At 64.6% G+C, this 14469-nt stretch carries 14 protein-coding genes; 5 read left to right on the top strand and 9 right to left on the bottom strand.

All coding sequences use genetic code 11. From position 1 onward, the window contains the following. Window positions 1-134: 134 nt before the first annotated feature. Complete coding sequence (locus tag H5J25_RS16730; protein WP_225883200.1) at window positions 135-2606, top strand: hybrid sensor histidine kinase/response regulator; 2472 nt, start codon at window positions 135-137, stop codon at window positions 2604-2606. A 21-nt stretch (window positions 2607-2627) separates the two neighbouring features. Here the strand turns inward: H5J25_RS16730 and H5J25_RS16725 are convergent, their stop codons facing one another. The 3 genes from H5J25_RS16725 to H5J25_RS16715 are packed head-to-tail and all read right to left on the bottom strand — an operon-like array spanning window position 2628 to window position 5433. Beyond that, a complete protein-coding gene (locus H5J25_RS16725) occupies window positions 2628-3869 on the bottom strand; it encodes an SAM-dependent methyltransferase (RefSeq protein ID WP_202093024.1) in 1242 nt (413 codons plus the stop codon). 59 nt (window positions 3870-3928) lie between these two features. Beyond that, a complete protein-coding gene (locus H5J25_RS16720; RefSeq protein ID WP_202093022.1) occupies window positions 3929-4705 on the bottom strand; it encodes a molybdopterin-dependent oxidoreductase in 777 nt (258 codons plus the stop codon). Further along, complete coding sequence (locus H5J25_RS16715; RefSeq protein WP_202096445.1) at window positions 4702-5433, bottom strand: cytochrome b/b6 domain-containing protein; 732 nt, start codon at window positions 5431-5433, stop codon at window positions 4702-4704. The genes H5J25_RS16720 and H5J25_RS16715 overlap by 4 nt, the downstream gene beginning before the upstream one ends. Before the next feature lie 130 nt (window positions 5434-5563). Here H5J25_RS16715 and H5J25_RS16710 point away from each other — a divergent pair, with 130 nt between their 5' ends. Further along, window positions 5564-6187 carry a flavin reductase family protein gene (locus tag H5J25_RS16710; RefSeq protein ID WP_202093020.1) on the top strand — a complete coding sequence of 208 codons (624 nt, stop codon included), beginning with the start codon at window positions 5564-5566 and terminating at the stop codon, window positions 6185-6187. On the opposite strand, the gene H5J25_RS16705 is transcribed toward H5J25_RS16710, so the two are convergent. The 3 genes from H5J25_RS16705 to rlmN all read right to left on the bottom strand — a co-directional run bounded on the left by H5J25_RS16705 (window position 6178) and on the right by rlmN (window position 9136). Next, window positions 6178-6933: a sulfite exporter TauE/SafE family protein gene (locus H5J25_RS16705; protein WP_202093018.1), complete on the bottom strand. Its 756-nt coding sequence runs from the start codon at window positions 6931-6933 to the stop codon at window positions 6178-6180. The two genes, H5J25_RS16710 and H5J25_RS16705, sit on opposite strands and share 10 nt — an antisense overlap. 165 nt (window positions 6934-7098) lie before the next feature. Beyond that, a complete protein-coding gene (locus tag H5J25_RS16700) occupies window positions 7099-7560 on the bottom strand; it encodes a GAF domain-containing protein (protein WP_202093016.1) in 462 nt (153 codons plus the stop codon). Between the two features lie 367 nt (window positions 7561-7927). Continuing rightward, entirely contained in the window at window positions 7928-9136 is a 1209-nt protein-coding gene (gene rlmN, locus H5J25_RS16695) for a 23S rRNA (adenine(2503)-C(2))-methyltransferase RlmN (RefSeq protein ID WP_202093014.1), read from the bottom strand. Window positions 9137-9252: 116 nt separating this feature from the next. Between rlmN and H5J25_RS16690 the strand changes: the two genes are divergently transcribed. Next, complete coding sequence (locus H5J25_RS16690) at window positions 9253-9657, top strand: GFA family protein (protein ID WP_318781331.1); 405 nt, start codon at window positions 9253-9255, stop codon at window positions 9655-9657. A gap of 6 nt (window positions 9658-9663) precedes the next feature. On the opposite strand, the gene H5J25_RS16685 is transcribed toward H5J25_RS16690, so the two are convergent. Together H5J25_RS16685 and H5J25_RS16680 are read right to left on the bottom strand one after the other, a co-directional pair. Next, entirely contained in the window at window positions 9664-10182 is a 519-nt protein-coding gene (locus H5J25_RS16685; protein WP_404829621.1) for a hypothetical protein, read from the bottom strand. After that, the gene (locus H5J25_RS16680) at window positions 10182-10847 is read right to left on the bottom strand and encodes a histidine phosphatase family protein (protein WP_202093010.1); all 666 of its coding nucleotides are present in this window, start codon (window positions 10845-10847) and stop codon (window positions 10182-10184) included. Before H5J25_RS16680 ends, H5J25_RS16685 begins: the two co-directional genes overlap by 1 nt. Window positions 10848-11006: 159 nt before the next feature. Here H5J25_RS16680 and H5J25_RS16675 point away from each other — a divergent pair, with 159 nt between their 5' ends. Continuing rightward, a complete protein-coding gene (locus tag H5J25_RS16675) occupies window positions 11007-11621 on the top strand; it encodes an outer membrane protein (RefSeq protein ID WP_202093008.1) in 615 nt (204 codons plus the stop codon). A 152-nt stretch (window positions 11622-11773) separates the two neighbouring features. After that, window positions 11774-12886, top strand: a complete 1113-nt coding sequence (gene dnaN / locus H5J25_RS16670; RefSeq protein ID WP_202093006.1) for a DNA polymerase III subunit beta — start codon at window positions 11774-11776, stop codon at window positions 12884-12886. Between the two features lie 102 nt (window positions 12887-12988). Here dnaN and H5J25_RS16665 read toward each other — a convergent pair whose 3' ends face one another. Continuing rightward, window positions 12989-14248, bottom strand: coding sequence for a S41 family peptidase (locus tag H5J25_RS16665; RefSeq protein WP_202093004.1), 1260 nt, complete (start codon window positions 14246-14248; stop codon window positions 12989-12991). Window positions 14249-14469 lie beyond the last annotated feature (221 nt).

The following is a 14469-nucleotide window of genomic DNA, read 5'->3' as shown; positions in this document are numbered from 1 at the left end:
GCTATCCTTGGATAAAAACCTGGCATAGGACGTTAGGGACTGCATCGGCCGGGGGCTATGGACCGGCGCAATCGGGAGCGACGGTGCAGCCAGACCATTCCAGCGCAGGACCGGTGTCGCTTCACCGGGCGGCCATGACGGCCGCTGCGCTGGCAACCGCCATCGCGATGATCGGACTGTTCGGTCACGCGATGGCGGTGCCTGCGCTGTATTCGCTGCACGTCGGATTTCAGGCGATGTCGCTGACGACGGGGCTTGGGCTGGCGATCGTCGGCGCCGCGCAGATCGCATATTTCACCGGGCGACGGCCGATCGCCGCCGGTATGGCGCGGGTTGCGTTGACGCTGGCCGCTATCGTGCTGACCAGTCATGCCGTATCGAACGGCGATGTCGTCAACCCGACGCTCGCCACGATAATTGGGCTGGATCCGGCGATGATCGGACGGACATCGGTCAGCACCGCGATCGCCATCGTCTGCCTGTCGTTCGCCTTGCTCCCGCGCGCGGACCATGTCGGCTGGCTGGGCGATGCACTCGCGACCACCGCGTTCCTGATCGCGCTGCTCGCGCTCGCCGGCTATGCCTATAGTTCGACCGATCTGTACGCGCTGCCGATGTTCAGGACGATGGCGCTGAACACCGCGGTGGTGACGCTGCTGCTCAGTATCTCGTCGATCCTCGGCAAGCCCGGTCAGGGATGGGCAATGACGATCGGCGCGCCGGGCGAAGCGGGGGCGACGACGCGGCGGCAATTGATCTTCCTCGTCGTGCCACCGGTGCTGGGCTGGTTCCTCGTGCGCGCCGCGAACGCCGATCTGCTCCAGTTGGGCAGCGCGATGGCGCTGCTGGTCGTGCTGACGATCGCGCCGTTCCTGTGGCTGATCCTGCGCGACGGGCAACGGCTAATGGCGCTGGATCAGGAACGCGCGCGCAGCGATGCGCTGGAGGCGGCGCATCTGGATACGCTGGAGGCGCGGCTGGCGGCGCAGGCGGTGGAACTGGACGACAAGAACCGTGCGCTGATCCAGTCCGCCGAACGTGCGCAGGCCGCCAGCGAAGGGCGTTACCGGCAATTGTTCGATTCCATCGATGCCGGTTTCTGTGTCATCGAAATGCGCTTCGCGGCGGACGGAACCGCGGAGGATTACCGCTTCGTGGAGGTCAATCTCAGCTTCGTCTCGGCGACGGGGTTGCAGGACGCGCAGGGGCGGTGGATGCGCGAGCTTGCGCCCGAGCATGAACAGCATTGGTTCGACACTTATGGCGAGATCGCCCGGACGCGGACGCCGCTGCGTTTCGAAAGCCCGGCGCGCGCGCTGGAGGATCGCTGGTACGACGTGCATGCCTTTCCGGTCGACGATCCGGCGCTGCACCGGGTCGGCGTGCTGTTCAACGACGTCACCGTGCGGCGGCGGGCCGAGATCGCCCTTCGCGAGTTGAATGCCACGCTGGAACAGCGCGTGGAGGCCGAGGTGGCCGAGCGCGAACTGGCGCAGGCGGCGCTGCGCCAGAGCCAGAAGATGGAGGCGATGGGCCAGTTGACCGGCGGCGTCGCGCACGATTTCAACAATCTGCTGACACCGATCGTCGGCAGTCTCGACATGCTGTCGCGACGCGAGGGCGCAACCGACCGGGAGAAAAGGCTGATCGACGGCGCGTTGCAATCGGCGGAACGTGCGCGGGTGCTGGTGCAGCGCCTGCTCGCGTTCGCGCGACGCCAGCCGTTGCAGCCGGGGCCGGTTGATGTCGCCGCGCTGATCGAGGGGATGGCGGATCTGGTGATCAGCACGTCGGGTCCGCAAATCCGCGTTCAGGTCGAAACGGGGGATGCGCTGCCGCCGGCGATCGCCGATGCCAACCAGCTAGAGATGGCGATCCTGAACCTGTGCGTGAATGCGCGCGATGCGATGCCCGATGGCGGCACGCTGACGATCGCCGCCGCCGCCGAAGCGGTCGATCCCGGGGCTGCGCTTGATCTCCCCGCGGGGCGCTACGTGCGGTTGACGGTAGCGGATACCGGCATGGGCATGGATGAAGAGACGGCGAAGCGCGCGGTCGAGCCATTCTATTCTACCAAGGGCGTCGGCAAGGGGACGGGGCTCGGCCTGTCGATGGTGCACGGACTGGCGGCTCAGCTTGGCGGGACGCTCGACATACGCAGCCAGAAGGGGTTGGGAACGCGGATCGACCTGTGGTTGCCGGCCAGCGAGGCGGCTGCGGCGGTCGAGGCGGCGGGCGGCCCCGACACCGCAATCGAACGCGTGCGCGGGTCCGCCTTGGTGGTGGACGACGAGGCGGTCGTGCGCATGACGACCAGTGATATGCTTCAGGACCTGGGGTATGCGACGACCGAGGTCGCGACCGCGCGGGAGGCGGTGGAACTGCTCGAACGCGGCGCGGCGTTCGATCTGGTCGTGACCGACCACATGATGCCGGGGATGACCGGCGGCGATCTTGCCGTGGCGATCCGCACGATGCGGCCCGGGCTGCCGGTGTTGCTCGTCACGGGCTATGCCGAGGCGGAGGGCATAGCGGCGGATATACCGCGTCTCGCCAAGCCGTTCCGGCAGGAGGAACTCGCGCGGGCGCTGGCCGAAATCGTCTGACGCTACCGTATCCGGCGGGCCTTACCCGCGCAGCCGCCGTTCCTCCTCGATCATGTAATCGCGGGTGATCGGGACGCCGATACGGCTGCGGGACAGTTGGAGCTGATAATTGCACAGCCCGCCGAAGCGGAACGCCTGGCTCGCGCCCGCCAGATAGAAGGTCCACATCCGGTAGAAACGTTCGTCGTACAAGGCGACGATCTGGTCCTTCGCCGCCACGGTGCGATCGTACCATGCGTCGGTGGTGTAGGAATAATGCAGCCGCAGGATCTCGATATCCGTCGGGAACATGCGCAGCCCTTCATAGCCGCGAACGATCTCCGACAGAGCCGGGCTGTAGCCGCCGGGAAAGATGTATTTGGCGGTGAAGTCGTCCGTCACCCCCGGACCACCCATACGCCCGATCGTGTGCAGCAGCATCACACCGTCGGTGGTCAGCAGTTCGCGGCACTTGCGGAAGAAGGCGCGGTAATGTGCGGGACCGACATGTTCGAACATGCCGACCGAAACGATGCGGTCGAAATGCCCGCCGAACCGGTCGGGCGTGACGTGGCGGTAGTCGACCAGTTCGAAGCGCACCTTCTCGGCGACACCCGCTTCGTCCGCACGGCGACGCGCGACTTTCAATTGTTCCTCGGACAGGGTGATGCCGATCACCTCCGCGCCGGTTTTCTCATGAAGATACAGCGCCATGCCGCCCCAGCCGCAGCCGATGTCCAGCACGCGCATGCCGGGCTTCAGCGCAAGCTTCGCAGCGATGTGCGCTTTCTTGTCGTCCTGCGCCTGCTCCAGCGTGTTCGACGGATCGGTATAGTAAGCGCAGCTATACTGGCGGTCGGCATCCAGAAACAGGTCGTAGAGCCGGTCGCTGAGATCGTAATGATGCGCGACGTTCCGCTTCGACTTGCGTGCCATGTTGATGCGGTTCAGCCGGTGCGTGACCGCGGCGACGGCTCGGCGTCCCGGCGACGGTTTCAAACCACGCCCGCCTTCTTCCCACAATCCATTGCCCGACAACAGGTTGACGAGATCGCGAATGTCACCCTGTTCGATCAGCAGGCGGCCGTCCATGAACGCCTCCGCCGCGCCAAGCCCCGGATTGCGCACGATGAAGTTCGCCGCGCCGCGATCGGCGAAGCGGATAGTGACGTCGTTGAACGCGGCATCCGCGGTGCCGAAGCGGCTCGTCTTGCCATCGGCGTGGTGGACGGTCAGCTGCCCGCGCTTGACGCGGCGCGCAAGAAAGAGATCGATCAGGGCCATGACCGATTTCGTAACCAATCCGAAGTGGTTTGAAAACTTAGATAGGTAAAGCGGCGGACTTAAATCCCGGCGAACCAGTCATAGTCGATCCGGTCCTCCCAATAGCCGCCCTTGCCCAATCCGATCCCTGACAGCGACGGTACGGCGTCGATCGCCATGACATATTTGGCATGCTTGTAACCCAGTTGCCGCTCGACGCGCAGGCGCACCGGCGCGCCGTGGCCGACATCCAGCACGCGATCGTTCATTGCCCAGGCGAGGATCGTCTGCGGATGCAGGGCATCCGTCATGTCGATCGTCTCGTAATATGGTTTGCCGCCATACAGGTCCGCGCAGGTGAACAGCACATAGCGTGCCTCGGGTTTCACGCCCGCCAGTTGCAGCAGGGATTTGAGCGTCGGACCGTGCCATTTCCCGATCGCGCTCCACCCTTCGACGCAGTCGTGACGCGTTATCTGCGTGCGGGCGGGGATCGACCGCAGTTGCGGAAGCGAGAGTTCGGTCGGCTTCGTCACCAGCCCGCCGATCTTCAGCCGCCAGTTAGCGAAATTCTCCGCAACCATCCGGCCATATTCCGGAGTACCGGGGTTTGCGGTGCCGTTGGTGCGAAAGCGGGGCGACATCTGGTCGGGGCGGAATTCGGGCGCGAGCGCATTCCGGTCAACAACCAGACGCTGCAGATGGTAATTGATCTTCTCACCCGAGAAGAGGATCTGCCGGAACTGTTCGTTCTCCGCCAACCGGTCGCAGCCGGACAGCAGCATCCCCCCAGTCGCCGCCGCACCGCCGGCCAGTGCGCCCCGGGAAATCAGGGCACGTCGCGTCATCAGCGTCATATCTCGCCCTCCGGCGGTACGGTCCAGCGACCGGTGATCATCGATCGTACCTCGTTGAACGGGCCGGCCAGAATGACGAGCGCGAGATGCACGATGGTGAAGGCGACCAGACCGGCGGCGGCGATGAAGTGGATGGACCGCGCTGATTGCCGCCCGCCGAACAGATCCAGCAGCCACGGCCACCCCGCATTCATGCCCGGCGACATGGCGAGCCCCGTCAGGATCATCAGTGGGATCAGGACGAAGATGACGAGCGCGTAGGAGAGCTTCTGGAAGACGTTATAGGCCTGGGGATTCTTCGGATCGTGGAACCGCAGCGCCAGATGTTCCTTGAAGTCGTGCCACAATACGCCGCCGCGAAAATCCCGCGCGCGCAGCCGGAGATCGCGCTGGAAATGTCTGTTCAATAGGCTGGCGATGATCAGGAACAGCAGGCTGAATGCGAAGATGAGTGCGAAGCTCAAATGCCAGCGGCGGGCGATGGCGAGATTGTAACTCGCTGGAATCGTAAGGTAACTTGGCCAGTGCGGCGTGTGAAGCCAGGCATGGTCGAAGTTCGCACCATAGACGCCCCAATACAGATGCGGATGCGCATTCAGGATCGTAAGCCCGCTGCCGAGAAGCACGAAGATCGCGATCGCATTTACCCAGTGCCACAGGCGCGTGGCAATGCGGTGACGATAGACGGTCGGTCGTGTACCGGGTGACGCCGCAGCGGGCGGCAGCATTTCGGGGTCCATCGTGTCAGGCATGTACGCCCCTATTTCCCGGACCCGATCGTTCGCGTTCGGCAGCGGCCTGCTTATCGGCTAACGCCTTCGAAGTGAACAGCCTTCGCCGGAACGGAGACGCATAAACATGGTCGATCCTCACTTCTACCAGCCCGCCGACGGGCATGGACTGGCGCACGACCCGCTGAACGCGATCGTCGCACCGCGCCCGATCGGCTGGATCAGTACGGTGAACGAAGCGGGGGTGCGCAATCTGGCGCCTTATTCCTTCTTCAACCTGTTCAATTATTCGCCGCCGCTGATCGGTTTCTCGTCGATGGGGTGGAAGGACAGCGTCGCGAATATCGCGGCGACGAAGGAATTCGTCTGGAACCTCGCGACACGTCCGCTGGCCGAGGCGATGAATGTCAGTTCGGCGATGACGACGGAGGACGAATTCACGCTCGCCGGTCTGGAATCCACGCCCTCCCGGCTGGTCGCGCCACCCCGCGTCGCATCCAGCCCCGTCGCGTTCGAATGCCGCCTGACGCAATTGATCCGGCTGGAAACGAAGGAGGGCCGAGCGCTCGACCAATGGCTTGTGATGGGCGAGGCGATCGGCATTCACATCGATCCCGCGCTGATCGAGGACGGCGTGTACCAGACGGCGAAGGCGCACCCGATCATGCGCGGCGGCGGCTGGGGCGATTATTTCGAGATCGGCGAGGACCAATTGTTCAGGATGCGTCGCCCGACCGGCCCTCATCCATAAGCGCGCCAGAAGAAGACCAGGGTCGTCACGCCGGTGACGAGCAATGTCCAGATTCGCACCGCGAGCGGCGGCAGCATCCGCCCGACCTTCGCGCCGAACCAGCCGCCGAGGATCGATCCGGCCAGCATCGGCAGGCACGCGGCCCAGGCGACCAGCCCGAAGGCGACGAACACGATCGCGGCGGCGGCGTTGGCGACCGCCAGCATCAACGTGCGCGGCGCGAACAGGGCACGCGGCGACATGCCCGCCAGCAGCCCGTAGATCGCGGTCGTCATCAGCCCCACGCCGCCGCCGAAATAGCCGCCATAGATGCCCAGGATCGTCTGCGCCGCGACCAGGCTCCGCGCGCCGATCGTGACGCGCGAATGCAGCCAGTCGGCGGCATGATGCCCGAACGCCAGCACGACGAACGCGAACAGCAGCAGCCACGGGATGATGACGTCGAACGCGCGGCTCGGCGTGACGACGAGCAACAGGCTGCCGGCAAGCCCGCCAGCGAAGGTGATTCCGGCCAGCAGGCGATGGCCGACGCCGCCGACCGGGCCCAGTTCCTCGCGAAAGCCGTACGCGCTGGTCGCCGCGCCCGGCAGCAATGCGACGTTCGACGTGGCATTGGCGACGTTGGCGGGCAGGCCGATCGCGATCAGGGCGGGCAATGTGGCGAAGGTACCGCCGCCCGCGAGCGCGTTCATCGTGCCCCCGACGATCCCGGCGCAGAGCGCGAGCGCGATGGTCGTCGGTTCCAAGTGTCGGCGCTCCCCCGGTTAAGCTGCGCGCCGTAGCCGGATATCCTGCCGGAACGCCAGTTATCTGTGGTGCGCGCGTAGGGAGCGGCGCTGTTTTCCCGATCGTCCAATCGCGCGGCAGGTCTTCCCGGCGTCACGCCGCTTCGACCCTTCACGGCCGGTGCATCACTCCACCGTCACGGCCGCGTGGCGCCGCATCATCGCCGTCACCGCCTGCGATACCCGGCGCAGGCACGCAATCTCCGCGTTGCTCAGCGAATCCCGCGGGTGCTTGTCGATCACCCACAAGGCACCGAGCGGCATCCGGTCGTCATCGAGCAATTGCATGCCGGCATAGAAACGAAACCCGTCCCGGCGGTCGACGGTCGAATGGCTGCTGAAGCGATCGTCTTCGCGCAAGTCGGGTACGATCATCAATTCTTCGGATTGAAGTATCGCATGCGCGCAAAACGAGTCGGATCGATTGTATCGGCCGACCGGAAAGCCGGACGCGGCAATGATGAACGCCGACTCTTCATAGATGATCGTAATGCCCGCAGCGTCGCTATTCAGCTCGTTCCGGATGACCTCCAGTATCGGCGTGAACGCCTGACGCTGAAACAACGTGAGTGCCCCGGACCGGATCACGGAACGCCCGCGCCGTCTTTCCTCGGGATGTTTCCCGGGATCTGTCGAAGTCGAAACTGTCATGGGCGGCGAAAGAAACCGAATAACCGGGATCGGTCAAACGAATTCAGAATCAAAATGGTATATAAATTTTCAGGGCTTACGGGAACCTTCGACGAAAGCACGTAAAGCGCGGTGTAAAAGAAATCGAGATCAAGTAACGAATAGGTCGATCCGCGTTTTAAGCGTCGGACACCAAGCGAAGTAATTGTAAAAAAACGACAGGAATTTGCGGCTCTGCTTGTTGTGTTGCCGTAACGTAGGTCGCGGCGGATTCGTGCCGAGTTATAGTAGGTGGGACCCGCAACGCCTTCACGTTGCGCAGGACTTAGCCGAGCGCAGCCTGCTTTTCGGCGGCCATGCGATCGAGATCGGCGCGGCTCTGCTTCTCGCTCGCAGTCTTCAACTGGCCGCAGGCGGCGTCGATGTCGCGCCCGCGCGGCGTGCGGATCGGTGCGGAGATTCCGGCGTCGAAGATGATGTTCGAAAACGACTTTATCCGCTCGGGCGTCGAACATTCGTAAGGCGCGCCGGGCCACGGATTGAACGGGATCAAATTGACCTTCGCGGGCAATTGATAATGCTTGATCAGCCGGACCAGTTCATGCGCCTCGGCGTCGGTATCGTTCTTGTCGCGCAACATGACATATTCGAATGTGATGCGGCGGGCATTGTTCGCACCGGGATAATCGGCGCAGGCCTGCAGCAATTCCTCAATGCCGTACTTCTTGTTGATCGGCACGATCTCGTCGCGCACTTCCTTCGTCACGGCGTGCAGCGACACGGCGAGGTTGACCGCAATCTCTTCTCCCGCGCGCGCCATCATCGGCACCACGCCCGAGGTGCTGAGCGTGATCCGGCGGCGCGACAGGCCAAGCCCGTCGCCATCCATCACGATCTTCAGCGCATCGCGGACATTGTCGAAATTATACAGCGGCTCGCCCATGCCCATCATCACGATGTTGGTCAGCATGCGCCCCTCGGGCTGGCTCGGCCATTCGCCCAGCGCATCGCGCGCGAGCATCACCTGGCCGACGATCTCACCCGGCGTCAGATTGCGCACCAGCCGCATCGTGCCGGTATGGCAGAACCGGCAATTGAGCGTGCAGCCGACCTGGCTGGACACACACAACGTCCCGCGATCCGCATCCGGGATGAACACCATCTCGTAATCCTGGGCATCGTCGCTGCGCAGCAGCCACTTGCGCGTGCCGTCGGCCGACACCTGCGCCTCGACTACTTCGGGACGGCTGATGACGAAGCGCTGTTCGAGCCAGGGCTGCATCGTCTTGCTGATGTCCGTCATCAGCGAGAAATCGGTGACGCCGCGATTGTAAATCCAGTGCCACAACTGCTTCGCGCGCAGCTTCGCCTGTTTTGGCTCCAGCTGCGACGTCTCCAGCGCCATGCGCAGATCCATCTTGGTCAGGCCTAACAGGTCGATCCGGCCATCGGCGCGCGGCTTCAATTCGCGCGGCACGGGTACGGGGTCGAAATGCCCGGGAATGGGCATGAGAGCAGTCGCGGAATCTTGCATGCGCTACATATAGCGTAACTGGCGTCTTTTTTCCAGCGCGCGGGGCGACGGTCCGGCCGCGACTTGACCACGCTATATGTTCTTTATATGTTCCAATTCTGAAATGGGGGGGCAATATGATGATACGTGGAAGTTGTCTGTGTGGGGACGTTGCGTTCGAGCTATCCGGAAAACCGCATTCTCTCAGCTATTGCCATTGCAGCAGGTGCCGGAAGTCGGAGGGTGTGTTTGCCGCGGTACTGATCGGTTCGGCCGAGGACTTCACGCTCGTGCGTGGGGCAGACAAGATCACGCGGTTGGAGCCTGTCGCTCCCTGGACCCACGCGCGGGCGTTTTGCCGAACTTGCGGGTCGGCACTGGGCGAAATGCAGGCGGGGAAAATCTATGTGGTCGCGGCGTCGGCGCTGGATGACGATCCGGGCCTGCGCCCAACTGCGCATCTGAACATTGCATCGAAACCGGCATGGTATGAGATCGAGGACGATCTCAAGAAGTTCGAGGGCAATTACGTCCCTGCTTGAATCCGATCAGCGCCCCGCGCAACCCAAAGCGGCGGCATCGATCGCGGTCGCTGCGCCGCGCAGGGCGTAGACGTCGGCAAAGGGCTGGCCGCCCTTGCCGAGCGATTCGACGCTCATGCTGCGGCCGGACCGGATCGCGGCGACGATCGCGGCGTCGGTGCGCTTGTCTGGCGACCAGGCGTCGGCGGCGCCCGCGATCAGGGCGAAGCGCCGCTCCCCGACCGACAGCGTCACGCGCGCACGCGGGTCGCGTTCGCGGCTCAGGCGGATGTGGAGCTGGTTGCGCGCACCGCGGCGTGGCCAGCTGGCGATGCTCGCGAACGGGCGCCAGCGGGATGCGCCGCCGGACTGGACCGGCTGGGCGATGGCATAGCAGCGTAAGGGTGCCGGATCGACGAACGCGCCCCAGCGATCGAACACGCCGAGCGATTGCCTGGCGGGCGTCGCGCTTTTCGGATCGGCGGCCGCCTCACGCGCGGCCAGCAGCGCCAGCAAGGCGATCGGCAGCGCGATACGACGCCGGATCAAGCCCCGCCGCCGCCCGTGCCAAGATGCACGACACGCTCCAATCCGCCCCGGATTTCCACCACCGAGCCTTGCGGCAGGCCGGGCAGGGCGGGTGCCCCGAATCCGGCGACGTGTGGCGCATCGGTCAGCACGCCGCGCAGCACGCGGCTGGAAATGCCGTGCATCACGACCAGACGGTCGCCGTCATCCTCCGCCGTCTCCGCCGCCCATGCGCCGACGCGGGCGGCGATCTCGGGATAGGTTTCGCCATCGGGCGCGCAGAGCAGCAGGTGGCTGACGGGATCGAAGACCGGGCCGACCTCCGCAATGACGTCGGCATAGTATCGGCCGCCCCAACCGCCCATGCCGATCTCCACGAGCCGCGCGTCGGTGCGCGTGTCGTGCCAGTCGAGTTCGAGGTGTTCGGTGATCACCGCCAGCGTCTGCAAGGCCCGTCCGGTCGGCGACGACCACAAGGTCAGGCGCGGTTTCGCCCCCAATTCCTTGCGCAGGGCGATCCCCATTTCGTGCGCCTGCGCGAAACCGGCATGCGTCAGCGGGGTGTGCGGGGCGTCCCCCTGCAATCTTTTCGCCGCATTGAATACGGTTTCCCCGTGCCTTGCGATCAGGTCGCGGCCTTTCCTCCGGCCGGTATGCGGCGGCATTGTGGCGTTGGTTTCCATCGGCCGTCCTTCAACCCCGTGTGACCCAAAAGCAACGGATTTCCGCGTTTATCTGAGGTTCATGCAACCTCCGATCGCGCCGCCTATTTACGCAGTCCCAGCCGCGAACCGGCGGGCCCAGCCGTCAATCGGCGGGATAGTCGCAATGGAGTTACCAGTATGAAGATCGTTATGACCGCCGCCACCGCCGCGATGGCCCTGGGCCTTGCCGCCCCCGCATTCGCACAGGACGTTCCCGTCGAGCGCGCGCCGTTCACCGGTGCCCGCGCCGAAGCCATCCTGGGCTATGATCGCGTCGCGGACGGCGAAGACAATTCGAACGGCAAGGACGGCCTGCTGTACGGCGGCGCGGTCGGTTACGACGCGCAGGTCGGCGGTGTCGTGCTCGGCGTCGAGGGTGAAATCACCGGTTCGACGATCAAGACGCGCACCAACAACCTGCTGACCGCAGGCGACAATGTCCGCGTCAAGGCCGGCCGCGACCTGTATGCCGGTGCGCGCCTGGGCTTCGTGATCTCGCCGGACACGATGATCTATGCGAAGGGCGGCTACACCAATGCGCGCTTCAACACCGACTACCGCGTCGGCACCGCACGGCTCGAGCAGGGTGAGAATCTCGATGGCTTCCGCGTCGGCGCGGGCATCGAGCGGATGCTCGGCGCGAACACCTATGTGAAGGGCGAATATCGCTACTCGCATTACGGCGAACTCGACGGCTACGATATCGATCTGGATCGCCATCAGGTCCTGGCCGGCGTGGGCGTGCGCTTCTAACCACACCACCAATTCCGATATTTCGGACAGCGGAAGAAGGGCTGGAGCGCTTGCTCCGGCCCTTTTTTCGTTAAGGTTGGACGACGAACAATACCCCCGACTCCTTACGCTCGGCGGGAACGAAATTTGGGCGGCGGCCCGGGGGAATCACGATGAAGGCGACGATCGAACGCGCAACCCTGCTGAAGGGGCTGAGCCACGTCCAGTCCGTGGTCGAGCGGCGCAATACCATACCGATCCTCAGCAACGTGCTGATCGAGGCGACGGCCGAGGGCGGGTTGAAGCTGATGGCGACCGATCTCGACCTGCAGATCAACGAGACGATCGCGGCGGCGGTGGATCAGCCGGGCGCGACCACCGTCTCCGCGCACACCCTGTTCGACATCGCGCGCAAGCTGCCGGAGGGGAGTCAGGTCAGCCTTGCCGCGGCCGAGGGCAAGATGACGATCATGGCGGGGCGTGCGAAGTTCCAGCTCGGCACGTTGCCGCGCGACGACTTCCCGGTGATAGCCGAGGGCGAGTTGCCCGTGTCGTTCGAACTGCCGGCCGAGACGCTGAAGCAGATCATCGACAAGACGCGTTTCGCAATCTCCACCGAAGAGACGCGGTATTATCTGAACGGTATCTTCTGGCACGTGTCGGACGATCCGCAGCCGGTGCTGAAGGCGGCTGCGACCGATGGCCATCGCCTCGCGCGCATCACGCTGCCCCGTCCGGACGGGGCGGAATCGATGCCCGACGTGATCATCCCGCGCAAATGCATCGCCGAATTGCGCAAGCTGCTGGAAGAAATCGACGGCTCGGTCGGCGTGTCGCTGTCGCCGACCAAGATCCGCTTCGATCTGGGGCAGGCGCTGCTGACGTCCAAGCTGATCGACGGTACCTTCCCGGATTACAGCCGCGTCATCCCGACCGGCAACGACAAGATCCTGAAGATCGACCCGCGCAGTTTCGAGGAAGGCGTCGACCGCGTCAGCACGATCGCGACCGAAAAGACGCGGGCGGTGAAGATGGCGCTGGATCGCGACAAGATCACCTTGTCGGTCACTTCGCCCGAAAACGGCACTGCGGCGGAAGAGGTGCCCGGCGACTATACCTCGCTGGGGTTCGAAATCGGCTTCAACAGCCGGTATCTGCTCGACATTCTCGGGCAGCTGGATGGCGACACGATCGAAGTCCATCTCGCCGACGCGGCTGCCCCAACGCTGATCCGCGAGAACGACAAGAGCCCCGCGCTCTACGTCCTGATGCCGATGCGCGTCTGAGCGGCGCTCAGCGCAGGCGCATGACGACCGTCGTGATCGTGCGGAGCGACGCGGCGGTGCGAACCAGCGGTTGCGCGTGACGTAGCGGGAAAGCCCCGAATGTCATGCCGGCCGGGCTGGTCCGACGGTCCCGGCCCTCAGCGCCGACATGGCGACAGCGAGAATGTCGCCGCCGCCCTCGACGAGGATGTCGGGTTCCAGCAGCCAGCGTGGCCGGTCCATCACGTCGTAGACCGGCTCGGCCGAATATTGCAGTTCGAGCCCGGTCCGATCGAGCCGCAGCGGAAACACTGCGGCGCCGACGCGCATCATCGGCGTTCCGACGATCATCGCGCGGCCTATCCCGCGCATGCCCATCGGAAATCCTTCCGCCATGCTCGCGCTCCAGCGCGTCGTCAGGACCGCCACCGGCTTGTCGTACGTGAAGGGACCACGCGGCTCGACGGTCTCGGTCCACGCGGAACGCAGCCGCGCGCCCTCGCGGCGGCGCATTCGGGCATACGGTTTGGGGCGCGTGATGAAGCGTCCCATGATCGGCCGCGCGACCGCCGTATCGCCGCCGCCATTTTCCCGCACGTCGATGATCAGCCCGGCCGTATCCTTGAAGCGCAGCAAGGCGGCATCGACGGCAGCGACGACCGCATCGTCGTCGAAGTTCCGAATGACGATAAGCCCGATATCGTTCGCGAGCATCCGACTGTCGACGTTGGGCTGTGCCACCGGGGTCTTCACCGGCACCCGTATCTCGCGCACGCTGCCGTTGGCTGAGCGCAGGGAGAGGCTGCGGGGCTGGGCGCGGCGGCCGGACACCGCGACGTTATAGGCAAAGGCTGTGGCGGCGGGGTCCGGACGGGACAGGCACCGGGGCATCACACCGGCGGCGATCGTACGGATCGGGCGCCCGTCCACGGCAAGGACCGCATCGCCGACCCGTATGCCGATATCCGCCGCGGCCGAACTGGCCCGCACGCTGGTGACGAGCGCGGATCCGTCCTGCGCCGGTTCGACCCATAGATCGAAATACGGCCCGCGCGGCCCATCGGCGGGCGGGTCGCTCATATGCGTATGCGCGTCGTACAGCTCGCGCAGCACGTCCGCGACGATCGCGCCGAACGCCTCTCGGGATTCCGCCGCAAGGGCCCGCGGCCGGTAGAAGCGGCGCACGGCGTTCCAGTCCGTCGTCTTTTCGCCAAAGTAGCAATAGCGCTCCCCCAGCGTCCGCCAGAGTTCGTCGAAGTCCTCCGCAAAGGTTACGTCGTGCGGGGGTTCCTTCGCCCATGCCGGTACGACGCCGATCGCCTGCGCCCCGATCAGTCCGAAGCCGGTACGCAAAAGCGATCGTCGTGTGGGAAGGGTCATCATTGAAGCGGCCTCGACTTCAGAAAGGTTTGCAGAGCGCGCCCCTGTCGACTACGCTCGTAAACATCGTTCAACCACATTTGTAGTCGGTGCGGAAGGCTATTTATCACCGCCATGGTAACGAACGCGAATTTCCGAAGCGCGCTGAATAATTTTCGAAGCAGGACACTTGTTGCCAAGCAGAGAATGGCATTAAGCTCAGAATCCTGCCGGGCGGGGGACGT

Source organism: Sphingomonas aliaeris, from assembly GCF_016743815.1.
Taxonomy (GTDB): domain Bacteria; phylum Pseudomonadota; class Alphaproteobacteria; order Sphingomonadales; family Sphingomonadaceae; genus Sphingomonas; species Sphingomonas aliaeris.
Note: the sequence above shows the minus strand (reverse complement) of the source record. Positions and strands in the feature narration are given on the sequence as shown.

What these genes read in the sequence shown, in the direction of transcription:
- H5J25_RS16730 (WP_225883200.1), top strand. Translation starts at nt 135, where the DNA reads ATGACGGCCGCTGCGCTGGCAACCGCCATCGCGATGATCGGACTGTTC.
- H5J25_RS16725 (WP_202093024.1), bottom strand. Translation starts at nt 3,869, where the DNA reads ATGGCCCTGATCGATCTCTTTCTTGCGCGCCGCGTCAAGCGCGGGCAG.
- H5J25_RS16720 (WP_202093022.1), bottom strand. Translation starts at nt 4,705, where the DNA reads ATGACGCTGATGACGCGACGTGCCCTGATTTCCCGGGGCGCACTGGCC.
- H5J25_RS16715 (WP_202096445.1), bottom strand. Translation starts at nt 5,433, where the DNA reads ATGCTGCCGCCCGCTGCGGCGTCACCCGGTACACGACCGACCGTCTAT.
- H5J25_RS16710 (WP_202093020.1), top strand. Translation starts at nt 5,564, where the DNA reads ATGGTCGATCCTCACTTCTACCAGCCCGCCGACGGGCATGGACTGGCG.
- rlmN (WP_202093014.1), bottom strand. Translation starts at nt 9,136, where the DNA reads ATGCAAGATTCCGCGACTGCTCTCATGCCCATTCCCGGGCATTTCGAC.
- H5J25_RS16690 (WP_318781331.1), top strand. Translation starts at nt 9,253, where the DNA reads ATGATGATACGTGGAAGTTGTCTGTGTGGGGACGTTGCGTTCGAGCTA.
- H5J25_RS16680 (WP_202093010.1), bottom strand. Translation starts at nt 10,847, where the DNA reads ATGGAAACCAACGCCACAATGCCGCCGCATACCGGCCGGAGGAAAGGC.
- H5J25_RS16675 (WP_202093008.1), top strand. Translation starts at nt 11,007, where the DNA reads ATGAAGATCGTTATGACCGCCGCCACCGCCGCGATGGCCCTGGGCCTT.
- dnaN (WP_202093006.1), top strand. Translation starts at nt 11,774, where the DNA reads ATGAAGGCGACGATCGAACGCGCAACCCTGCTGAAGGGGCTGAGCCAC.
- H5J25_RS16665 (WP_202093004.1), bottom strand. Translation starts at nt 14,248, where the DNA reads ATGATGACCCTTCCCACACGACGATCGCTTTTGCGTACCGGCTTCGGA.